Genomic DNA, 21923 nt, shown 5'->3' with positions numbered 1-21923 from the left:
GGGATATTGTCGCTATGAACCTTCACAACCCCAAATCCAGATTCGCCCCACCCGACGGGGAAGGTTCGGTCCAGGTCCAGATGGACCCGCGCGACGAGATCAAGGGCGCGAAGGTCTTCGCGGTCTACGGCAAGGGCGGGATCGGCAAGTCGACCACCTCCTCGAACCTGTCGGCGGCGTTTTCGAAGCTCGGCCACCGTGTGCTGCAGATCGGCTGCGATCCCAAGCACGACAGCACTTTCACTCTGACCAAGAAGCTGATGCCGACGGTCATCGACGTGCTCGAGACGGTCGAGTTCCACTCCGAGGAATTGCGCCCCGACGATTATATGTTCGAAGGCTATAACGGCGTCATGTGCGTCGAGGCGGGCGGCCCTCCGGCGGGTACCGGCTGCGGCGGTTACGTGGTCGGCCAGACGGTGAAACTGCTGAAGCAGCACCACCTGCTCGAGGACACGGACGTCGTCATCTTCGACGTGCTGGGCGACGTGGTGTGCGGCGGGTTTGCCGCTCCGCTTCAGCACGCCGAACGCGCGCTGGTCGTCGCGGCCAATGATTTCGACAGCATCTTCGCGATGAACCGGATCGTCGCCGCGATCGGCGCGAAATCCAAGAATTACGACGTGCGCCTCGCCGGCGTGGTCGCCAATCGCAGCCGCGAGACCGACGAGATCGACCGTTTCTGCGACCGGATCGGGATGCAGCGCCTGGCCCATTTCCGCGACGTCGATGCGATCCGCCGCTCGCGGCTCAAGAAATGCACGCTTTTCGAGATGGGCGACGACCCCGAAGTGGTCGAGGCCCAGAACGAATATCTCAGGCTCGCGCAGATGCTGTGGGACGGTGTCGAACCGCAGCTGGCGAGCCCGATGAAGGACCGCGACATCTTCGACTTCCTGGGATTTGAATGATGGCTACCCGTTCCCCACTCCCCTTCGAAGCGAGCCCCTACGCCGAGCGGCGCGAGGCGCTTGCCAACTATTTCGACAGTACAGCGCGACAGGCGTGGATCGACCTCACCTCGGACACGAAGGTCAGCGGCATCCGCGCGACCGTGCGTGCGGGCCGCGACGAGATGAGGAACACGCTCCTGTCCTGGCTGCCGCGAGACCTCAGGCGCACGCGCATCCTCGACGCAGGCTGCGGCACGGGCGCGCTTGCGATCGAGGCGGCCTGCCGGGGCGCGGAAGTGACCGGCATCGACGTGGCCGCGGGGCTCGTCGAGGTCGCCCGCGAGCGCACGCCCTCCTTCATCGGCCACGGCCGTATCCGCTGGATGGCGGGCGATATGCTCGACCCCGAACTCGGCACCTTCGCCCATGTCGTCGCGATGGATTCGCTGATTCACTATTCTCCCGAAGACCTCGTCGACGCGCTCGCCCAGCTGGCCGAGCGTTGCACGGGCTCGATCCTGTTCACCTTCGCCCCGCGCACGAAGCTGCTCGGCGCGATGCACGAAATCGGCAAGGTCTTTCCCAAGAGCGACCGCTCGCCTGCCATCGTGCCCGTGCGCGAGGCCGAAGTGCGTGAACGGCTGGCGCGGCTTTCGGGCTGGTCGATCGGCCGCACGAAGCGCGTCTCGAGCGGTTTCTACACCTCGCAGGCACTGGAACTCGTGAGGCACGGATGAACCAACGCCCTCGCCTTGCCGATACCTGGACGCAGGTCGCCGTCCGCTATCTGCCTTTCGCGGATGCGGCGAGCGACGACCTGCCGCTCGGGCGGCTGTTGCGGCTCTCGCTGTTCCAGGTGAGCGTCGGCATGGCGATGGTGCTCTTGAACGGCACGCTCAACCGGGTGATGATCGTCGAGATCGGCGTGCCCACATGGCTGGTCGCGCTGCTGATCGCGGTGCCGCTGCTGGTCGCGCCGTTTCGCGCGCTGATCGGGCACAAGTCGGACACCCACCGCTCCTTCCTCGGCTGGAAGCGCGTGCCCTATATATGGGCCGGCACTCTCGCCCAGTTCGGCGGCCTCGCGATCATGCCCTTCGCCCTGCTGCTGCTCGGCAAGCCCGAGGCGTTCAACCTTGGCATGGTGGCCGCAGCCGTCGCCTTCCTGATGACGGGCGCAGGCTTCCACATCACTCAAACTGCGGGCCTCGCGCTCGCGACCGACCTTGCACCGGAGGATAAGCGTCCCCGCGCAGTCGCGCTGCTTTACGTCATGCTGCTCGTCGGCATGATGTTCGCCGCATTCGTCATCGGCGGGGTTCTGATGGATTTTACCGCGACCAAGCTGGTCCAGGTCATCCAGGGCTGCGCGGTGCTGACCATCATCCTCAACCTCGTCGCGCTCTGGAAGCAGGAAGCGCGCGATCCCAAGGCGACTGCGCACGACCGCGAGACGCCGCTGTTCCGCGATCTTTGGAATTCCTTCGTGCGCGACGGGCGCAATGCCCGCCTGCTGACCGCCATCGGCATCGGCGCGGCGGGTTTCGCCATGCAGGACGCGCTGCTCGAGCCTTATGGCGGGGAAATCCTCGGTCTTTCGGTCGGCTCGACCACCTCGCTCACCGGGGCGTGGGCGTTCGGCAGCCTCATCGGCTTCATGCTTTCGGGCCGCGCGCTCGGACTCGGCGGGGACCCGCTGCGGCTTGCCGGGATCGGGCTGGTCACCGGCGTGGTCGCGTTCCTGTTCGTGGTTTTCGCCGCCCCCTTCGGCGCGCCCTTGATGCTGTTCATCGGGGCCTTCGGAATCGGGGTCGGGCTCGGCCTGTTCTCGGTCGGCACGCTGATGGAGGCGATGAGCCTTGCCGAAAGCGCCACCGCGGGCCTCGCGCTCGGTGCATGGGGCGCGGTCCAGGCGACCGCAGCGGGCGCGGGTATCGCGCTCGGCGGTGCACTTCGTGACGGCGTCTCGGCGCTCGTCATGACCGGCGATGTGGGAGAGGCCATCGCCACGAGGGCGACCGGTTACACCTCGGTCTACCTCCTCGAAATCCTGCTGCTTCTGGCAGGCCTCGCCGCGATCGGGCCGCTTGTCGGCCGGGGTCGCTCAACCACCCTCGCTTCCAGGGAGCGCTCGGGCCAGCCGTTCGGCCTGCGCGAATTCCCGACATGACCGGACAGGAACGCGAGGGACCCCGTCTCGGTCGCACTCTGCTTGAGAGGAATGTGAAATGAACAACACATATATCGTCGGGACACTCGACGTAGCCGAGCTGGCCTTCCTGCTCTTTTTCGTCTTCTTCATCGCCCTCGTGGTCTATCTCAACCGCGAGAGCCGTCGTGAGGGATACCCGCTCGAGGACGAGCAGACCGGCCGGGTCGACACCTGGCCGCTGACCCAGGGCGAGAAGAAGGTCTTCAACCTGCCGCACGGGCGCGGCGTGTATATCCCCGAGGATGTTCCGCGCGACGACGTCAACATCCCCGCGGTGCAGGCCTTCCACGCCGCCGGCGCCCCCTGGGTTCCGACCGGCAATCCGATGAAGGACGGCCTCGGCCCGGCGGCCTATGCCAAGCGCGCCGACTATCCCGATCTCACCCACGACGGTCGCCCGCGCATCGTGCCGATCGGCAACAGCCACGAACTCTCGATCTCGCCGAATGACCCGGCGCTGGTCGGCTGGCCCGTCATCGCCGCCGACAAGAAGGTCGCGGGCAAGGTGAGCGATGTCTGGGTCGACCAGTCCGAGCACATCATCCGCTATCTCGAGATCGAGACCAATGCGGGCGACAAGGTGCTCGCGCCGATGTTCGTTTGCGTCGTGCAGAAGAAGGGCTTCTTCGACGACAAGCCCGAACAGGTCGAGATTTCGGCGATCACGTCAGAGCAGTTCGCGGACGTCCCGCGGCTCGACACTCCCGGCCAGGTCACTCGCTACGAAGAGGACAAGATCATGGCCTATTATGGCGGCGGCTATATGTACGCGACGCCGGAAAGGGCGGAACCGTGGATCTGAATACGAAAAAGGGCCTGCCCGCGGCGGATCCGGAGCTGCACGCCAAGCCGCGCTTCGATCCGCCCGAGCTGGAAAATGCCGGGCCCACGGCGCACGGCGACCCGATGGGCACGCCGGCCGAGGACGAACGGATCCTGTGGAAGGGCCGGCCCGACAGGGCGGTCCTTGCCCGGACCGCGTTTCACACCCGCAGCGTCGCGATCTATTTCGCCGCCCTCGTCGCGATTTCGCTTGCGATGGGCAATTACCAGAGCGCCGCGATCATCGCGGGGCTGTGCGTTGCGGGGCTCGGCGTGCTCAATCTGCTCGCCTGGCTGAGCGTCCGCAGCACGCTCTACATCCTCACCGACACGCGGCTTATCATGCGTATCGGCATGGCGATCGAGACGCGGATCAACATCCCGCTCAAGCAGATCGCCGCGGCGAACATGAAGATGCGCGGCAAGGAGCACGGCGACATCGCCTTCGAGCTGAAGGGCGAAAGGCTGCTCGGCTACCTCCTGCTGTGGCCGCACGTGCGCCCGTTCCGCCTTGCCCGGCCCGAGCCGATGCTGCGCGGGATCCCCGAGCCCGAGAAAGTGGCGAAGCTGCTTGCCGATGCGCGCGCGGCACATGGCGCGATCGAGCGAAATTTGACCGAGATCAAGGAAGCCGGCACGCCCGGCGCTAGGCAAGTGAACGGCCCTGCCGCGCACGCGAAATCCGGCGCGTCCCTTTCGGGAACGAAGGAACTTTCGGACAAAGGCCTGGAAGGAGCCCCCGCATGATCGTTCGCACCTACGAAGACGACGAAATCACCGTCCACCGCGTTCCCCTGATGCTGATGGGCGGCCTGATCGCGATCAGCCTCGCCATGACCGCTTCGGTGACACTCGGCTTCTTCGAGCGGACCTCCGATCCGGTCGTGAACCGCGCCGAGGCGGGCACGCAAGCGACCGCGACGCGCCAGCTGTTCTTCTTCGACGAGGCCGACGGCTCGGTCCGGGTCGAGGACGCGGCGACCGGCGAGGAAGTCGCGCGCTTCGGAGTAGGCTATGGCGGTTTCGTTCGCTCGACCGTGCGCAGCCTCGTCCACCAGCGCCGCATCCGCGGGATCGGGGCCGAAGTGCCCTTCGACCTCATCGAATGGGACAACGGCAACCTTACCCTGCTTGACGAGACGACCGGCAGCACGCTCGAACTCGACTATTTCGGCAAGGATAATCGCAAGGTCTTCGCCGATATGCTCGAAGGGGTTAAGTGATGGCATCGCACCCGATCGACGAATATGCCCGGGTTCATCCCGTGCCGAGCGCCAGGCAGTTCGACATTCCCTGCACGATCACGGTCGAGCAGAGCTCGGAGCATTTCCACGCCCATGTCGAACTGGCCGGCGACGTCGAGCTCGAGCCGGGCGACAAGGTCCGCGTCCACGGCGACCCGATCCAGATACCCTTCGGCGAAAGCGCCGTGTTCGAACGCGCCGCGACGGTCACGCGCGCCGGGCCTCTTGGCCGCGCCCTGACCCGGCTCGCGGCCTATTTCGACCTCAGGGAACTCTACGAGGTCAGCTTCAATCCGGGGAGGATCAAATGAACGCCTACAAGCCGATGACCAGCGAAGAGGCGATGGCGCTCGCCACGCAGGAAACGATGCTGACCCCGCGTTTCTACACCACGGATTTCGACGCGTTGGACGCGATCGACGTATCTCCGGTGCGCGAGGAATGGGACGCGCTGATCGAGGAGATGATCGGCGATCCCAACAAGAAGCACTTCCGCCACAATGAGAGCTTCAAAGGCGTCATCGAGGGACTGGAGCCCGAACTGCGCAAGGAATTCACCGACTTCCTCGTCAGCTCGATGACTTCGGAGTTTTCCGGCTGCGTGCTCTATGCCGAAATCGCCAAGCGGACCAAGAACCCGGACGTGAAGCAGCTCTTCAAACTGCTCGCACGCGACGAAAGCCGCCACGCCGGCTTCATCAACGAAAGCCTCAAGGATGCCGGGATCGGGGTCGATCTCGGCTATCTGACGAAGACCAAGAAATACACCTACTTCAAGCCGAAGTTCATCTTCTACGCGGTCTACCTGTCCGAGAAGATCGGCTATGCGCGCTACATCACGATCTACCGCCATCTCGCGCGCAACCCGCAGCACAAGTTCCACCCGATCTTCGACTGGTTCCTCGAGTGGTGCAACGACGAGTTCCGCCACGGCGAAGCCTTCGCCATGCTGCTGCGCTCGGACCCCAAGCTGCTGCAGGGCGCGAACAAGCTGTGGGTGCGCTTCTTCCTGCTCTCGGTCTACGCGACCATGTATGTGCGCGACCACGCCCGGCCCGCCTTCCACAAGGCGCTGGGGGTCGATCCGACCGAATACGACTACGAGGTGTTCTCGATCTGCAACCAGATCAGCCGCCAGGTCTTCCCGGTCGAGCTCGACATCGACGATCCCGCCTTCCGCCGCCGGATGGAAGACCTGCGCCTCGCCGCTGGCCGGATCGAGGACGGCAAGGAACAGGGCGGGCTCGGCGGCCTTGCCAAGCGGTTGAGCGGTGTCGCGGGCGCGGGCTGGGCCTTCGCGCGGATGTATTTCCACCGCACCAAGCCGAACGCCCTGCCGCAAACGGTCAGGCTGCGTCCCGCATGGTGAGTTGGAGCGGTCATGTCGTCCCGTTCATCGTGACGGTGGCGGTCTGGTTCATCGCGACGGGGCTCGTCGCGTGGGCCGACAATCGCGAGCGCGCGACCTTTTCGCGCAGCCTCGCGATCGGCGGCGCGGGCGGCATTGCCGGCCTGATCGTGATCCTCATCGCCTCGCAATCGGTCTCGGTGCTGGCGGTCTACGTCGCCTTCATCGGCGCGCTGCTTGTGTGGGGCTGGCACGAAATCGGCTTTCTCACCGGCGCTTCGGCGGGTCCGCGGCGCGTTCCCATCGCACCGGGCGTGCGCGGGCTCGAACGCTTCCGTCAGGCAAGCGCGACGGTGATGCACCACGAGGTCGCGCTGGCGCTCACCGCGCTGCTGCTGATCTCGCTGTCGTGGGATGCGCCCAACCAGATCGGCGCGACGGTCTTCGTGCTGATGTTCGGCCTGCGCCTGTCGTCGAAGATCAATCTATTCGTGGGCGTGCCGAACACGACGACCGAAATGCTCCCGCCGCATCTCGACTATCTCAAGACCTATTTCGGCGCGAACCGCATGACGGTGCTGCTGGTCCTCTCGATCCTCGCGATCATGGGCCTTGCCGCCTGGTTCGCCGTGCTTGCGATCTCGGCCCCGGTCGGGAGCGCGGAAATGGTGGGGGCGAGCCTGCTCTTCACCCTATGCGTGCTCGGCGCGCTCGAACACGTCTTTCTCGCACTGCCGTTCCGCGACGGTATGCTGTGGGGCTGGGCCCTGCCCGCGCGCCGCCGCGAGGCACCGCTTGCCGCCCCCGTGCCGCCGATCCGGAACGACAGAACATGAGAATGCATCAAAAGGGATTGCCCATGGACTACGAAGCTTTTTTCGCCAGCGAGCTTGATGGCGTTCGCGAGGAAGGGCGTTATCGCGTCTTCACCGACATCAAGCGGCACCGTGGGCGCTTCCCGCACGCGACGCGCTTTCTCGACGGCGAGGAACGGCAGGCGGTCACCGTGTGGTGTTCGAACGACTATCTCGGCATGGGCCAGCATCCCAAGGTGCTCGAAGCGATGCACGCGACGCTCGACGAATGCGGTGCGGGCGCGGGCGGCACGCGCAACATCTCGGGCACGAACCACTACCATGTCGAACTCGAGGCCGAGCTGGCCGACCTGCACGGCAAGGAATCGGCGCTGCTGTTCACCAGCGGCTATGTCTCGAACTGGGCTGGCATCGGGACGCTGGCGGCGAAGATCCCCGGCTGCGTCGTGTTTTCCGACGCATTGAACCATGCCTCCATGATCGAGGGCGTGCGCTACAGCCGCGCGCCGTACAAGATCTTCCGCCACAATGACGTGGAGCATCTCGACGAACTTCTGTCCGAATACGGCCCCGATGTTCCCAAGCTGGTCGCCTTCGAAAGCGTCTATTCGATGGACGGCGACATCGCCCCGATCGCGGAAATCCTCGATGTCTGCGAGAAGCACGGAGCGATGAGCTACATCGACGAAGTTCACGCGGTCGGCCTCTACGGCCCGCGCGGCGGCGGCATCGCCGAGCGCGAGGGGCTGATGGACCGGATCACCGTGATCGAGGGCACGCTCGGCAAGGCGTTCGGCGTGATGGGCGGCTATATCGCGGCCTCGGCGAACCTCGTCGATTTCGTGCGCAGCTTCGCCAGCGGCTTCATCTTCTCGACCGCCCTGCCCCCGGCCGTGGCGGCGGGCGCGGCGGCGAGCATCCGGCATCTCAAGCAGAGCAACGAAGAACGCGAGAAGCATCAGGAGCGCGTCCGGCAGGTCCGGCGCAAGCTCGACATGATGGGTATCCCCCATCTCGACAATCCGAGCCACATCATCCCGGTGATGGTGGGCGATGCGCACAAGTGCAAGCGGATCAGCGACTGGCTGATGGACAACCACGGCATCTACGTCCAGCCGATCAACTATCCCACCGTGCCGGTCGGGACGGAACGGCTGCGACTCACGCCTTCGCCGGTGCATGACGACGGCGACATCGACCGGCTGATCAACGCGCTGTCCGAAATCTGGTCGCAATGCGAACTGGCACGGATGGCGACCGCGGCCTGAGGGGCTGACGAGTTACCGCCCCGGAACGGGAGGGGCATGACGGGGCGGTGGGCCATGACCTGCCGCCCCAATTGGTTGCACTATCGGCAACGCCGCCGAGATCCCCGGTTCGACTGATCTTCCCGGCAAGCCCGCTCAGATTTCTCCGTTCGCCTCGAGATAGGCGATGAGGTCCGCACGGTCCTGCGGATCCTTGAGGCCGGGAAAGGACATACGCGTGCCGGGAATGTATTGCTGCGGCGCAACGAGGTAATCGAACAGGACTTCCCGGCTCCACGTGATGCCGCTGTTCCGATTCGCATCCGAGTAGTTGAAATCCTCGACCGACCCCGCATCGCGCCCGACCACGCCGTGCAGGTGTGGGCCGACCCGGTTTACCCCGTCTTCGATCGAATGGCACGCCATGCACTTGGTGAAGAGCGTCTTCCCGGTCGCGGCATCGCCGCTGAGATCGGCGAGAGCCACTTCCGCCAGATCGGGCCCGGACTCGCTCGCCGGGGCGGGTGTCGGCGTCGAGGCAACCGTCGTCGTCCGAGCCGGAGCCGGTTCGCGATCCGCCTCTCCGCCACAGGCCGTCAGAGCGGCCAGCCCGGCGAGGAGGGGGACTTGGGCAGAATGTATCCGCATGACCGCTCTTCCTTTCGCTATCAGACCCTTCGCGTGTTCGTACCCTTCACGCGCCGGCTGCGGAATTGCGGATTTTCCGGAAAGGAAGCGCCCCGACGAAAGGGGCCGGCGCGGTCTCCCGCGCCGGCCCCCTCGAAGCCTTCGATGAAGGCGGCAGGCTTACTGCGAGAGCATGCCTTCGCTTTCGGCGGTTTCGAAGAGCTCGTTGAACTTGCGCCCGGCAAGACCCGGATGGCTCGCGGCCTTGGCGGATTCGAGATTGTCGGTCATGCCTTCGCCCTTGACGACGACCATGCCGATCATGCCCGCGGCGTAGTGCGGAACGCACTTGTAGCCGTAGATGCCCGGGGTCGGGACGACGTAGCTGACTTCCTTGTTGATCTCGCCTTCCCAACCGGTGACGCCGGCGGGCAGCATTTCGGGGATCGACGAGGACTGGTGGGTCGGGTCGGTCGGCACGAACTTGATCGTGTCGCCCACTTCGGCGGTGATCAGGTTGGGCTTGAACACCTGCAGCCCGCTGCCGTCGGGATCGCGGGTCAGCATCTGGATTTCATGCACGGTGCCGTTGGCTTCGACCTCGGGGACCGGAGCGACTTCCTCTTCTTCGACAGCCGCGGTCGTTTCTTCCGCAGCCGGAGCGGCGGCTTCGGTTTCCTCGGCGGCCGGGGCCGCGGGCTCCTGGTTGCCGCCGCCGCAGGCCGACAGCGTGACGAGGCTGGCGAGCGCGACGGCGCTCAGGAAAGTGGTACGCTTCATGATAGATTTTCCCTCTTTGGACTAGAACCTCCCGCGAGGCTGCGGGCATTAAACCAAGTTAAAGGCCATTGAAAGCGGGAGTGTGGTGCCCTTGCGCTCTCTCTCCCCCCGCGAACCTCAGACCCGACAACGCATGAATTGAAATGCGTTTCCGCAGGATTGCCCGGACACGCTAATGATTGCAAGTCGCAAGCCGCATTGCCCCGGGCGACGGAGCCGCTAAACAGGCGCCCATGGAAACGAAGTCGCCCCGTCTCGCCCGAATCGCGCTCGGCCTTGCGCTGTTCATCCCGGTCTATCTCGCCGTCAGCGCGCTCGGCACGAAATTCGGCGTGTGGAGCTGGCAGACCGGCCTGCTCGCGCTGACCTTCGGCGGCGGGCTGCTGCTGATCGGGGCCACGGCGCTGCTGGCGCTCGTCTCGCTCGTCATGATCCTGCGCAAGCCGCCGCGCACCGGCTGGCCGCTGGCGCTGGGCGCGCTCGTCATCGCGCTCGGCTTCGTCGGGCTGGGCCTTTCCGCCGCTTCGAAAGGCAGCGCGAACCCGATCCACGATGTCGCCACCGACACCGCCGAGCCGCCGCAATTCTCTCCCGCAACGCTGGAGATGCGCAGCCGCCTCGGCGCCAATCCGCTCAACGACTATTCCGTGCCGCTCGGCGAATTGGCGATGTGGAAAAGCGCGGAAGAACCGCTCGCCTCGCAAAGCCATGCCGATTTCATCGCGGCGGCCTATCCCGACCTCACACCCATTGCCTTTGATGCGGCGCAGGGCGAGGCAATCGAGGCGGTGCGCGCGGCAATGGAGGACATTGGCCTTGCCGACATCCGCGTCGATGCCGAGGCGGGCCGGGTCGAGGGCGTCGCGGAAACCTTCTGGTTCGGCTTCAAGGACGACGTGGTCGCGCGGATCGAAAACGGCGAAATCGACCTGCGCTCGGTCAGCCGGGTCGGGCAGAGCGACCTGGGCGCCAATGCCGAGCGCCTGCGCGTGCTTTCCGCCGCGATCCGGGAACGGCTGTAGGCGCTTCACCGGAAAGCCGCCCATGCCGCCATGCTGCGCTGGAACACGGTGAGGACGCACAGGGCGGCATAGCCATAGGCGATCGCGCCGAACCAGCCGGGAAAAAGGCACATGGTGACGAACACCGCGATGGTTTCCGCGCCCTCGGCAAGCCCGGTCGAATAGAAGAAGCTCTTCCTTCCGTGCGCCTCGGTTTCCTCGCCGCGCTCGGCGGCGATGGTGGCGAAGGCGAGGAAGCTCACGCCCGTCAGCACGAAACTCGCCACCAGCACCAGCGCAGGGAACGTGTTCGCCTCGGCCAGCACGCCGAAGCCGAGCGGGACCGAGACGTAGAAGGCGAAGTCGGCGACGATGTCGAGATAGCCGCCGAAGTGGCTCGGCCCGCTGGCGCGCGCCACCGCCCCGTCGAGCCCGTCGAGCAGGCGATTGGCGAGGATGAGCGCGAGCCCCGCGCCGATTTCGCCCAGCGCGATTGCCCCGGCCCCGGCAAGACCGAGCGCGAGCCCGGCGAGCGTCAGCGCATTGGCGCTGATGCCCCACCGGGCGAGCGCGCGGCCTGCACGGTTGAGCGGCGGGTCGATCAGCGGGCGGAGCTTCGCATCGAACACGCGCTCACCCCCTCCCCGACACTAAAAAAGGTGACAAAGGTGACACCCTGTCACTTTCCCAACGCGAGCGCAAAGCCATGAATTCGCTCGGGAATAGCGTGAAAAACGCAAGCGGACGGACAGGGAGAACGGGGCCTTTTCGCAAGGTTTCACTCCATTCGGGGGCGACAAGGGCGAGGATTAGCCCCGGCGGCCAGCGTAGGAAAGCAGGCCACCCTTCCCCTCACCCGGCGCCCCTTACCCCGCAAGCGTCACCAGCCCGATCCACGCCCCCGTCATCGCGCTCGCAAGATTGCCCGCGATCCAGCTCCTCACACCCAGCCCCGCCGCCTCGGCCCGTCGTTCGGGGCAGAGCGTGCCGATGGTCGATACCAGCAGGCCGACGCTCGCAAGGTTGGCGACGCCGCACAGGGCGTAGGTGACGATCAGCAGGCCGCGCGGCGACAGCGTGCCTTCGGGGAGCGCCGCAAGTTCGAGATAGGCGACATATTCGTTGAGGATCGCCTTCGTTCCCATCAGCGCGCCCGCCGCCTGCGCCTCGCCCCACGGCACGCCGATCAGCCACATGAAGGGCGCGAATAGCCAGCCGAAGAGGCGCTTCAGCGTCAGCGGCTCGTCCGCGACCATCGGCAGCAGCGCGAGCGCCTGGTCGGCGAGCGAGACCAGCGCGAAGACGACGACGATGACCGCGACGACCGCGAGGAAAAGCTGCATCCCGTCCATCGTGCCCTTCACGACCGCGTCGATGGAGGATTCGTATTTCAGCCCCGGCTCGTCCGCATCCGCCTCGGTTCCCGGATCCTCCGCCACGCCGGGGACCATCAGCCGCGCCACCAGCAGCGCGGCGGGAAGCGAGACGAGCGAAGCCGAGATCATGTGGCCCACCGCATCGGGGACGGTGGCCGACAGGGTGGTGGCATAAAGGATCAGGATCGCGCCCGAGATCGTCGCCATGGCCAGCACCATGACCTGGAACAGCTCGGCCCGGCTCATGCGGGCAAAGTAGGCGCGCACCACCAGCGGGCTTTCGACCACGCCGAGGAAGAGATTGGCCCCGCCCGACAGGCCGACGACCCCGCTCACGCCCAGCGTCCGCCGCAGGAGGAAGGACAGGCCGTTCACCGCCGCGCGCAGCACGCCCCAGTGCCACAGCAGCGCGGCGAGCGCGGAAAAGACGATCACCAGCGGGAGGATCTGGAAAGCGATGATGACCGGGGGCGCGGCGACGCCCTCCTTGAGCTCGAAAGGCAGCGGCGCACCTCCGAGATAGCCGAACATATAGGACGAGCCTTCGAGCGTCGCGCGCTCGATCGCGGACACGGCGGCGTTGGCATATCCCATGGCCGCCCAGACGAAGGGCACGCGCACGATGACCAGCGCGAGCGCGCCCTGCAGCGCGAGCGCTCCAGCGATCCAGCGCCAGCCGGGGTGGCCCCTGCGGTCCTCGCTCAGCGCCCATGCCATGCCGAGCAGCACCGCGATGCCGAGCGCCCCGCGCAGCTGATCGATTAGGTCCATGCTCACCCGCGCCGCCAGTCGTGATAGCGCTCGACCAGGGCGAGAAGCCCCTCCGGCTTGTGCGCGCGCTTCCAGTCGCCGGCGGCGTATTTGTTCGCCTCGGCCATGGTCGGGTAGGAATGGATCGTGCCGAGCACCTTGTTGAGGCCGATGCCGTGCTTCATCGCGAGCACGTATTCGGCCAGCAGCTCGCCCGCGTGGGCGGCGACGATGGTGACGCCCAGGATCCTGTCCTTGCCCGGCACGGTCAGCACCTTGACGAAGCCGCGCGTCTCGCTCTCGGCGATGGCGCGGTCGAGATCGTCGATGTCGTAGCGCGTCACTTCGTATTCCACGCCCTGCGCGCGCGCCTCGCTTTCATTAAGGCCGACGCGGGCGAATTCGGGGTCGAGGAAGGTGACGGCGGGCATGACGCGGTAATCGGCCTTGAACCGCCAGAACTGGCCGAACAGCGCGTTGACGCTGGCATACCAGGCCTGGTGGCTCGCGGCGTGGGTGTACTGGAAAGGCCCCGCGACATCGCCCGCGGCGTAGATATTGGGGAATTTCGTCGCGAGGAATTCATCGGTGTTCACCGTGCGGTCGGTGTCGATGCCGAGCTCCTCGAGCCCGAAGCCCGACAGCCGCGCCTTCCTCCCCACCGCGACGATAAGCGCATCATATTCGATCCGCGCCATGCCTTCGGCGCTGGTCGCGATCAGCGCCCCGTCCTCGAAGCGCACCGCCTCGTGGCCGGTCAGCACCGTCACGCCCGCTTCCTCCAACACCGTGCGGGCAAGGTCCGACACCTCCTCGTCCTCGCGCGACAGCACCCTCTCGCCCTGTTCGACCTGCGTCACCTCGGCGCCGAGCCGGGCGAGCGCCTGCGACAGCTCGCACCCGATCGGCCCGCCGCCCAGCACAGCCACCCGGGCCGGCACTTCGTCCATTTCGGCAAAGGCATCCCACAAGGTCTCGCTGGTGAGATAGCCGCTCTCCTCGATGCCCGGAATGGGCGGCACGAAGGGCTCCGCCCCCGTCGCGATCACGATGCTGCGGGTGGTGAGGCGCTGCGTCCCCCCATCCGAGCGGTCCACTTCGACCGTCCAGGGATCGACGATCCGCGCATGGCCCTTGACCACATCGACGCCCAGCCCCTCGTAGCGCTCAACGCTGTCATGCGGTTCGATCGTCTCGATCACGCGCCGCACCCGCGCCATGGTCTCGCGGAAGGCAAGCTGCGGCTCGACCGGCACAAGGCCGTAGCGGTCGGCATGGCGCATCGTCGCCGCGGCCTTGGCGCTCTTGATCAGAGCCTTCGACGGCACGCAGCCGGTGTTGAGGCAATCGCCGCCCATCTTGTCGCCCTCGACCAGCGTCACCTTCGCCTTGACCGTCGCCGCGATATAGGCCGCGACCAGCCCGGCCGAGCCGGCGCCGATGACGACGAGATTGCGGTCGAAACGGCGGGGCTTCGAAAAGCCGCGATAGACCCGGCGCCGCCGGATCACTGAGACGACGAGCTTGCCCAGCCACGGCACGAAGGCGAGCACGACGAAGGAACCGATGAGGCCGGGCGAAAGCAGGCCGCTGGTACTCTCGATCCGCGCCAGCTGCGTTCCCGCGTTGACGTAGGCGATGGTCCCCAGCAGCATCCCGACCTGGCTCACCCAGGCGAAGGTCCAGATGCGTATCCGCGTCAGCCCCATGACGAGGTTGACCACGAAGAACGGGAAGAGCGGGATCATGCGGATGGTGAAGAGATAGAACGCCCCGTCGCGCTCCAGCCCATCGTTCACGCCCTTCAATCGCTCACCGAAACGCGCCTCGACCCAGTCCCTCAGGACATAGCGCGAGGCAAGGAAAGCAAGCGTCGCGCCGAGCGTCGAGGCGAAGGAGACGATGACGGTGCCGAGCGCCAGCCCGAACAGCGCACCTGCCGCCAGCGTCATGATCGCCGCTCCCGGCAGCGAGGCGGCGGTGACCGCGACATAGGCAAGGAAGAACCCGCCGATCACCAGCGCGGGGTTTTCGGCATAGATCGCGTCCACCCGGCCCGCGAGCCCCTTGATCCCCTCGAGGCTGAGGTATTCGCCGAGGTCGAAAGCGAAATAGGCCGCCACCAGCGCGGCGATCAGGGCGACGACGATCGCTTTCTTCATCAGAGCTCCCATGATGGCGGATACGGCCGGGAAGACGGCATTGTTACACTTCTCGCGCCAGCCCTGCGTAGGTGTCGATCCAGCGCAAGTCTATCCATCGCTTGAGCCGAGCCACCCAGCGGCCCCGTGCGGCGAAGGGGCCGTAGCTTGCTATCGCCCGCCCGTTTCCGGTGGTGAGAAGGTAGAGGTTGTTCCATCTGGGGCGATAGCTCTTCGGCGGCTCCCTGCCTTCCAGCGCGGCGCGGAGGTTCGCCGCGAGCTTGGGCCCTGTGAACACCGCGTGGACGCCCGAATGCGCCACCTCGCGGTCGGTCCGCGCGGCGACATCGCCGGCGGCGAAGACATGGGGGTGCGAAAGCGAGCGCTGGAACGCGTCGACCGCGACGAAGCCCGCCGCATCGGTCGCAAGTCCTCCCGCCCCCGGCCATTCGGGCGCCGCGCTGCCGAGAGCGGCGAGCACGATGTCGAGCGGTTCGAGCGACATATCGCCCGCCATCAGCGCGCCGCCCTGAACCCGCGCATCCTCTGCGAGCACCGCGATGCCCTGCCGCGCCAGCTCGCGCGCAACGGTTCGCCGCACCGCGCCCGACAGAGCGGGAACCAGCCCCGCGTGCCCCGCCACCAGCGTCAACTCGGGCCGCACCCGCGCCCCGGCGAGGTTCCTGAGGCCGAAAGCGAGTTCGACCCCGCCCGCCCCGCCGCCGACCACTGCAGCGCGCACGGGCCGCTCGCGCGCGCTCTCGGCCCAGACGGCGAAGCGTTCGACGAAAGCCTCGATCGGGCGAATCTCGAGGAGGCGCGGGTCTTCGCCCAGCATAGCCGAGGCATGACCCACCCCGCCCGTGTCGAGCGAGGCGACATCGAAGGCGATCCGCTCCCCCGCCCCTGTCGTGACCACGCGCGCTTCGGGATCGATCGCACCGGCGCGGCCGAGCACCAGTTCCACCCCCGCCGCCGCTGCCAGCCCGGCAAGGTCGACGATCCCGCGCAGCCGCTCGTGCTCGCCCGCCATCCAGCCGGGGACCATGCCCGAATAGCGCAGCGCCGGGTGCGGCGTCAGCAGCTTCGCGCGCGCACCGGGCGGTGGGCCGCGCCTGATCCAGTCGGCGAGCACGGCGACATGGGCATGGCCGCCGCCCACCAGCAGCAGGTGTCTTGCCGGGCCCGTCACCTGGCGGGGCCGCTCAGCCCCGCGCCTTGCGGGCGATTGCCACCGCCTCGCGGGCGAGGCGCGTCACCGCTTCGTAATCGCCTGCCGCGATTCGGTCCGTCGGGGTCAGCCAGCTTCCCCCGCAGGCGATGACGCTCGGCAAGGCGAGGTATTCTGGCAGGTTCGCCGCCGAAATCCCGCCGGTCGGCATGAAGCGCATCGCGCCGAAGACCGAGGACAGCGCCTTGAGCATCGGCACGCCGCCCGCGAGCGCGGCGGGGAAGAATTTCACTGCGCGCAGGCCGAGCGCGAAAGCGCGCTGGACCTCGCCCGCCGTGGCCGTGCCGGGAAAGACTGGGAGGTCTTGCTCGATGCACCACAGCGCGATTTCATCGACAAGGCCCGGTGAGACGATGAACTGCGCCCCGGCATCGCGCGCGGCCTTGGCCTGGTCGAGCGTCAGGACCGTGCCCGCCCCGACGACGAGCCCCTCGCCGATTTCCGCCCGGCGCTCGGCCATCGCCCGCATCGCGCCGAGCGCGCCGTCGCGGCGCAGGACGACTTCGTGGACGGCAAGGCCCCCTTCGACAAGCGCGCGCGCGGTCGCGACCGCTTCGCTCGCATCGCCGCTGTCGACCAGCGGGACGACCGGCGCGGCGGCAAGCGCGGAAAAAATCGGGTCTGTGTCGGTCATCCGGGCTGCTCGTCCTAGTGGTCCTCGTTGTCCCCATGGCCCGCCCCGATGGCGCGGACAGGTCCGGTTCAGCAATCGTCAATCCTCGCCCTAGCATCGATAGCGGCGTGTTACACCGCCTGTTGTGGTGGCCTGTTGCGGGGGCGAATTCGCGCGGCGAAGGTACGTTTTTTCAATCCGGGCTTGATAATCGGTATGAATCGCGACACTTCGCAGGTGCACAAGGGTCACTTCGCCTCCATTCGTCCGCGCGCGAGCGGACGGAGCGGGGATAGCCCCGCGTGGCCTGTCATTGTGCGGGAGCGAAACTTGACAATATCACGTATCTCGCGGCGCGCTTTCCCGGCTGGGGGTGCGCGAAGCGATGGTTTCAGGCATTATTGCAGGCCAAGGCATCGGACCGGACGAAAGCGCAGCGTACATGGCAGCCCATAACCCAACCTATGGCGATCGCATCTCGCTGGTGAAGTTCTTTCGCCGGTTCTTCGAGATCCTGAAGCCCGAAGGCAATTTCTACTGGCTCGCGATCGTCTACGGGATCGGGATCAGCCTGCTCTCGCTGGCGACCCCGATTTCGGTGCAGATGCTGATCAACACGGTCGCCAACACCGCGCTGACTGCGCCGCTCATCATGCTGTCGCTGACGCTGTTCGGCCTCCTGATGCTTTCGGGCCTGCTCTATGCCTTGCGCGTCCACCTGATGGAGCTGTTCGCGCGGCGTTTCTATGCCCGCATGGTGGCGGAGATCGCGCTGATTTCGGTCCACGCGCAGAACCCCTTCTTCAACGACGCCAATCGCGGCTCGCTGTTCAACCGATATTTCGACGTCATCAACGTCCAGATCGCCGCGCCCGTGCTGTTCATCAACGGCTTCACCGTGGTGCTGCAGATCGTGGTGGGCTTCATCCTCGTCTCGCTCTACCACCCGCTGTTCCTGCTTTTCACACTGGTGATGGCCGGGCTGATCTGGGTGATCTGGGCGGTATGGGGAAGCAAGGCGATCCGCACAGGGATCGACCTCAGCCATGCCAAGCACGCGACCGCCGCCTGGGTCGAGACGATCGGCGGGTCGAACGGGTTTTTCAAATCGCAGCGCCGGATCGACTACGCCTTCGACCGGACGAATGATTTCACCGCCAATTACCTGACCGAGCGCAAGCGGCATTTCCGCCAGCATTTCTCGCAGACGATCTCCTTCCTCGTGCTCTACGCCCTGGCGAGCGCGGTGCTGCTGGGTCTCGGCGGGTGGCTGGTGATCCAGGGCCAGCTCACGCTCGGCCAGCTGGTCGCCGCCGAGCTGGTGCTGTCGGTCGCCTTCTTCGGGGTCGCGCAGCTCGGCACCTACCTCACCTATTTCTACGACCTGTGCGCCGCGATCGAGGAATTGTCGCTGTTCTACGACGTGCAGCAGGAAGAACCCGCCGGCGCCGACCCGATCCACGGCGACGATCACACCCTTGTCTTCGAAGGCGTGCGCGGCCATGCCCGGCACGAGGAAGTCGAATTCAACCTCGAAATCCCCTCCGGTGCGATCGTCATGGCCGCGGCGAGCCATCACGGGATCCAGCGGCTGTTCACCAATCTCCTGAAGATGCACGAGCTTCCCCAGAGCGGCTTCGCCACGATGGGCGGGATCGACCTGATGAACATCGAGGCGCACAATCTTCGCAAGAACATCCACGTGCTCGACCGGCCGACCTTCGTGGGCATGACGATCCGCGAATACCTCGCCCTGTCCTGCCCCGAAAGCGCGACGAAGCGGATGATCGGCGCGCTCGAGACGGTCGGGCTGGTCGACACGATCTCGACCTTCGAGAAGGGGCTCGACACCCCGATCGCCTCGACCGGCTACCCGCTCTCCTCGGTCGAATTGCAGCAATTGAAGCTTGCCAACGCCCTGCTCGAACAACCGCGCGTGCTGGTCCTCTCCCGCCTGTTCGACCTGCTCGACGAGGAGAACCTGGCCCGCGCCGTCACCGAACTGCGCGAACAGGCATACACCACCGTCATCTGCTTCTCGAACCGGCGGATCGACCTCGGTTTCGACCGCTTCCTCTACCTCGAGGCGAAGCAGCAGCGCTATTTCGCCGATTTCGAGGATTTCTGCCTCGCCGTGAACCAGAAACCGCCGCGCCGCCCCGGCGGGCCGCGCCTGCTCAAGGCCGAAGGCACCAGCGGCACGGCGAACGTGGTGGGAGAATAGGACATGGCCGTGCTCGCCCAGGACATCCCCCAGTTCACCGCGCTCGAAAGCGTCAAGACGCCGCGCGTCATGCGCACGGTGTTCCTGCTCATCCTGTTCGGCTTCATCGCCGCGGTGGGCTTTCTTATCTACGTGCCGTGGGTCCAGACGACCAGCGGCCAGGGCGTCGTCACCACCCTGAACCCGAACGAACGCCAGCAGGAAATCAACGCGCTGGTGTCGGGCCGGATCGAGGAATTCTACGTGCGCGACGGCAGTTCGGTGAAAAAGGGCGATCCCATCGCCCGCATCGCCGACATCGACCCGCAGCTGGTCGAACGGCTCGAATCCGAACGCCAGCAAGTCGAAATCCAGCTCCAGGCCGCGCAGAACGCACTCGCCACCGCGCAGATCGACGAGCGCCGCATGGCCGAGCTCTACCGCGAAGGGCTCGCCGCGCGGCGCGACTATGAACAGGCGCAGATCCGTGTCGACCAGATGCGCCAGGGCGTCGCCGAGGCGCAAGCCAGCCTCGCCCGCACGCAGGTCAGCCTTTCGCGCCAGTCCTCGCAGCTCGTCACCGCGCCGCGCGACGGCTTCATCCAGAGCGTCAACGCGGGTGACGTCGCGACCATCGTGAATGCCGGCGACCCTCTTGCGACCTTCGTGCCGCAATCGGCCGAGCGCGTGATCGAGATCTTCATCGACGGGCGCGACATCGGCCTCGTCCAGGTCGGCGACAAGGCAAGGGTCCAGTTCGAAGGCTGGCCCGTCGTCCAGTTCAGCGGCTGGCCCTCGGTTGCGGTCGGAACCTTCGGCGGGATCGTCACCGCGGTCGACCAGTCGGCGCAAGCAGACGGACGCTTCCGCGTGCTGATCGCGGAGGACAAGTCGGACCCGCATCCCTGGCCCAAGGAACGCTACGCCCGCTTCGGCGCGTCGGTGCGCGGGTGGATCCTGCTCGAAACCGTGCCCGTCGGCTACGAAATCTGGCGTCAGCTCAACAACTTCCCGCCGGAACTTCCCGCCGGGGCGGAGGCGGCGGGGTCCGGCGCCTGACCATGCCGCGAATGCGCGACACGATGGCCGGGCGGCGCCCGGGCCTCCTGCGGCGCAGCACGGGCGCGGCGTGCGCGCTGGCGCTGGCGCTTGCGTTCATCTCGCCCGCGACGGCGCAGGACATCGAGCCGGTCGGCGACCCGATCGAGGTCGCGCTCACCACCGGCCCGCTCCTGCCCGAAGAAGTTCTGCGTTCCTCCGCGCTCACTTTCCCAGCGATTCTCGAAAGCTTCGAACGCGAGGCGGCCGCCCGCGGCGACCGGCTGGCGGCCGACGGGGCATTCGACCTGATGCTCGATGCCGAAGCCTACGATAGGGTCAGCGGGTTCTATTCGGGCGGTTATGCCGAATTCAAGGCGACCCAGCCGCTGCGCCCCCTCGGTGCCAAGGTGTTCGGCAGCTACAAGCTTTCGGACGGCGACTTCCCGATTTACGAAAACGTCTTCAACACCAACGAATTGGGCGAATTCAAGGTCGGCGCGCTGCTCTCGCTGCTGCGCGACAGCACGATCGACGACCGCCGCTTCGCGCTCGAGGACACGCGGCTCGCGGCGAGCCAGGCGCGGCTCGACATCCTGCTCGTCCAGCTCAACGTGCAATACGAGGCGCTGCAGGCCTACTGGACATGGGTGGCCGCGGGCAGCGAAATCCGGGTCTACGAGGAACTGCTCGAAATCGCCGAGGCGCGCGCGATCGGCCTTGCCCGGCAGGTGCGCGAAGGCGCGCTGCCGGCCATCGCGCTGACCGAGAACGAGCAGAACCTCATCCGCCGCCGCAGCCTGCTGGCCGAGGCGCAGCGCGATTTCCAGACGGCGGCCAATTCGCTGTCCTTCTACCTGCGCGATGCGGACGGCAACCTGTTCGTGCCGACGCGCGAACAGCTGCCGAGCGCGGACCTGCTCAGCGAACTGCCCGACATGGCGCAGATGATGGCCGACCGCGAACGCTTCTTCATCGAGGAGCGGCCCGAACTCGAAACCCTGCGCCTTGCGATCGAGCGCGCGGAAAACCGCGTCGAACTCAGGCGCAACGACCTGAAACCGCGGCTCGATCTCGGGGTCGAATTGTCTCGCGATTTCGGTCCAGTGGGCGATGGCGGGCCGAGCTTCGATTCGACCGACACCGTCGTCGGCCTCACCTTCACCGTGCCGCTCCAGCGGCGCGAGGCGCGCGGCAAGCTGGCCCGCGCCGAGGCGGAACTGCGCGCAAAACAGCTCGAACAGCGCCGTATCGCCGATGAAATCTCGGTCGAACTCGACAATATCCTCACCAATCTCGACGCGGCGCTGAGGCTTGCCGAACTGGCGGGCGACGAGGTCGAACAGGCGACCACCATGGTCGAGGCCGAGCGCAAGCGCTTCCGCCTCGGCGCGGGCGATTTCTTCCTCGTCAACCTGCGCGAGGAGCGCGCCGCCGACGCGCAAATCCGCGCGATCCGGGCCGATCTCATCGGGCGTCTCGCCACCGCGAGCTACAATGCGGCGACGATGAACCTCGACGCGCTCGGGCTCGACTAGTCCCCCTGCGAAAGTCTTAGCGACCCCGGCCCGTGCGGCTGCTA

The 21923-nt window shown here is 66.5% G+C and carries 21 protein-coding genes; 14 read left to right on the top strand and 7 right to left on the bottom strand.

What is annotated here, in order from left to right:
• The first annotated feature begins 14 nt into the window (after nucleotides 1-14).
• From bchL to hemA, 10 genes are read left to right on the top strand one after another with little or no spacing between them, the layout of a single operon-like run.
• Nucleotides 15-911, top strand: a complete 897-nt coding sequence (gene bchL / locus G9473_RS01095) for a ferredoxin:protochlorophyllide reductase (ATP-dependent) iron-sulfur ATP-binding protein (RefSeq protein WP_291135149.1) — start codon at nucleotides 15-17, stop codon at nucleotides 909-911.
• Complete coding sequence (gene bchM, locus G9473_RS01090; protein WP_291135147.1) at nucleotides 911-1630, top strand: magnesium protoporphyrin IX methyltransferase; 720 nt, start codon at nucleotides 911-913, stop codon at nucleotides 1628-1630. Before bchL ends, bchM begins: the two co-directional genes overlap by 1 nt.
• Complete coding sequence (locus tag G9473_RS01085; RefSeq protein ID WP_291135146.1) at nucleotides 1627-3063, top strand: BCD family MFS transporter; 1437 nt, start codon at nucleotides 1627-1629, stop codon at nucleotides 3061-3063. Before bchM ends, G9473_RS01085 begins: the two co-directional genes overlap by 4 nt.
• 58 nt (nucleotides 3064-3121) lie before the next feature.
• Entirely contained in the window at nucleotides 3122-3907 is a 786-nt protein-coding gene (gene puhA, locus G9473_RS01080; RefSeq protein WP_291135144.1) for a photosynthetic reaction center subunit H, read from the top strand.
• Nucleotides 3898-4674, top strand: coding sequence for a photosynthetic complex putative assembly protein PuhB (puhB, locus tag G9473_RS01075; protein ID WP_291135142.1), 777 nt, complete (start codon nucleotides 3898-3900; stop codon nucleotides 4672-4674). The genes puhA and puhB overlap by 10 nt, the downstream gene beginning before the upstream one ends.
• The gene (puhC, locus tag G9473_RS01070; RefSeq protein WP_291135140.1) at nucleotides 4671-5150 is read left to right on the top strand and encodes a photosynthetic complex assembly protein PuhC; all 480 of its coding nucleotides are present in this window, start codon (nucleotides 4671-4673) and stop codon (nucleotides 5148-5150) included. The genes puhB and puhC overlap by 4 nt, the downstream gene beginning before the upstream one ends.
• Nucleotides 5150-5482, top strand: a complete 333-nt coding sequence (locus G9473_RS01065) for a hypothetical protein (protein ID WP_291135138.1) — start codon at nucleotides 5150-5152, stop codon at nucleotides 5480-5482. The genes puhC and G9473_RS01065 overlap by 1 nt, the downstream gene beginning before the upstream one ends.
• Nucleotides 5479-6540, top strand: a complete 1062-nt coding sequence (gene acsF / locus G9473_RS01060) for a magnesium-protoporphyrin IX monomethyl ester (oxidative) cyclase (protein WP_291135136.1) — start codon at nucleotides 5479-5481, stop codon at nucleotides 6538-6540. Before G9473_RS01065 ends, acsF begins: the two co-directional genes overlap by 4 nt.
• On the top strand, nucleotides 6534-7355 hold the full coding sequence (gene puhE / locus G9473_RS01055; protein ID WP_291135134.1) for a putative photosynthetic complex assembly protein PuhE: 822 nt from the start codon (nucleotides 6534-6536) through the stop codon (nucleotides 7353-7355). Before acsF ends, puhE begins: the two co-directional genes overlap by 7 nt.
• A 23-nt stretch (nucleotides 7356-7378) precedes the next feature.
• Complete coding sequence (hemA, locus tag G9473_RS01050; protein ID WP_291135132.1) at nucleotides 7379-8602, top strand: 5-aminolevulinate synthase; 1224 nt, start codon at nucleotides 7379-7381, stop codon at nucleotides 8600-8602.
• Nucleotides 8603-8737: 135 nt separating this feature from the next.
• Here the strand turns inward: hemA and G9473_RS01045 are convergent, their stop codons facing one another.
• The gene (locus tag G9473_RS01045) at nucleotides 8738-9229 is read right to left on the bottom strand and encodes a cytochrome c family protein (RefSeq protein ID WP_291135130.1); all 492 of its coding nucleotides are present in this window, start codon (nucleotides 9227-9229) and stop codon (nucleotides 8738-8740) included.
• A 159-nt stretch (nucleotides 9230-9388) separates the two neighbouring features.
• Entirely contained in the window at nucleotides 9389-9988 is a 600-nt protein-coding gene (locus G9473_RS01040; protein WP_291135128.1) for a pseudoazurin, read from the bottom strand.
• Nucleotides 9989-10221: 233 nt separating this feature from the next.
• On the opposite strand from G9473_RS01040, the gene G9473_RS01035 reads away from it, so the two are divergent.
• Nucleotides 10222-11010, top strand: a complete 789-nt coding sequence (locus G9473_RS01035) for a DUF1499 domain-containing protein (protein ID WP_291135126.1) — start codon at nucleotides 10222-10224, stop codon at nucleotides 11008-11010.
• Nucleotides 11011-11015: 5 nt separating this feature from the next.
• On the opposite strand, the gene G9473_RS01030 is transcribed toward G9473_RS01035, so the two are convergent.
• From G9473_RS01030 to eda, 5 genes are all read right to left on the bottom strand, one after another.
• Nucleotides 11016-11618 carry a CDP-alcohol phosphatidyltransferase family protein gene (locus G9473_RS01030; RefSeq protein WP_291135124.1) on the bottom strand — a complete coding sequence of 201 codons (603 nt, stop codon included), beginning with the start codon at nucleotides 11616-11618 and terminating at the stop codon, nucleotides 11016-11018.
• Nucleotides 11619-11855: 237 nt separating this feature from the next.
• A complete protein-coding gene (locus tag G9473_RS01025) occupies nucleotides 11856-13136 on the bottom strand; it encodes a nucleoside transporter C-terminal domain-containing protein (protein WP_291135122.1) in 1281 nt (426 codons plus the stop codon).
• A 2-nt stretch (nucleotides 13137-13138) separates the two neighbouring features.
• Nucleotides 13139-15277 (bottom strand): FAD-dependent oxidoreductase, encoded by a 2139-nt coding sequence (locus G9473_RS01020; protein WP_291135120.1) that lies wholly within the window; start codon nucleotides 15275-15277, stop codon nucleotides 13139-13141.
• A gap of 43 nt (nucleotides 15278-15320) precedes the next feature.
• Nucleotides 15321-16448, bottom strand: coding sequence for an FAD-dependent oxidoreductase (locus tag G9473_RS01015; protein ID WP_291135118.1), 1128 nt, complete (start codon nucleotides 16446-16448; stop codon nucleotides 15321-15323).
• A 13-nt stretch (nucleotides 16449-16461) separates the two neighbouring features.
• Nucleotides 16462-17121: a bifunctional 4-hydroxy-2-oxoglutarate aldolase/2-dehydro-3-deoxy-phosphogluconate aldolase gene (gene eda / locus G9473_RS01010; RefSeq protein WP_291135116.1), complete on the bottom strand. Its 660-nt coding sequence runs from the start codon at nucleotides 17119-17121 to the stop codon at nucleotides 16462-16464.
• Nucleotides 17122-17542: 421 nt separating this feature from the next.
• Between eda and G9473_RS01005 the strand changes: the two genes are divergently transcribed.
• Genes G9473_RS01005 through G9473_RS00995 form a run of 3 tightly spaced genes read left to right on the top strand, consistent with a single transcriptional unit; the run spans nucleotide 17543 to nucleotide 21879 of the window.
• Complete coding sequence (locus G9473_RS01005) at nucleotides 17543-19324, top strand: ABC transporter ATP-binding protein (RefSeq protein WP_291135114.1); 1782 nt, start codon at nucleotides 17543-17545, stop codon at nucleotides 19322-19324.
• 3 nt (nucleotides 19325-19327) lie between these two features.
• A complete protein-coding gene (locus G9473_RS01000) occupies nucleotides 19328-20362 on the top strand; it encodes an HlyD family efflux transporter periplasmic adaptor subunit (RefSeq protein ID WP_291135112.1) in 1035 nt (344 codons plus the stop codon).
• A 2-nt stretch (nucleotides 20363-20364) separates the two neighbouring features.
• Nucleotides 20365-21879, top strand: coding sequence for a TolC family protein (locus tag G9473_RS00995; protein ID WP_291135110.1), 1515 nt, complete (start codon nucleotides 20365-20367; stop codon nucleotides 21877-21879).
• Nucleotides 21880-21923: the final 44 nt, after the last annotated feature.

The sequence above is a fragment of the Erythrobacter sp. genome (genome assembly GCF_011765465.1).
In the GTDB taxonomy this organism is placed as follows: domain Bacteria; phylum Pseudomonadota; class Alphaproteobacteria; order Sphingomonadales; family Sphingomonadaceae; genus Erythrobacter.
Note: the sequence above shows the minus strand (reverse complement) of the source record. Positions and strands in the feature narration are given on the sequence as shown.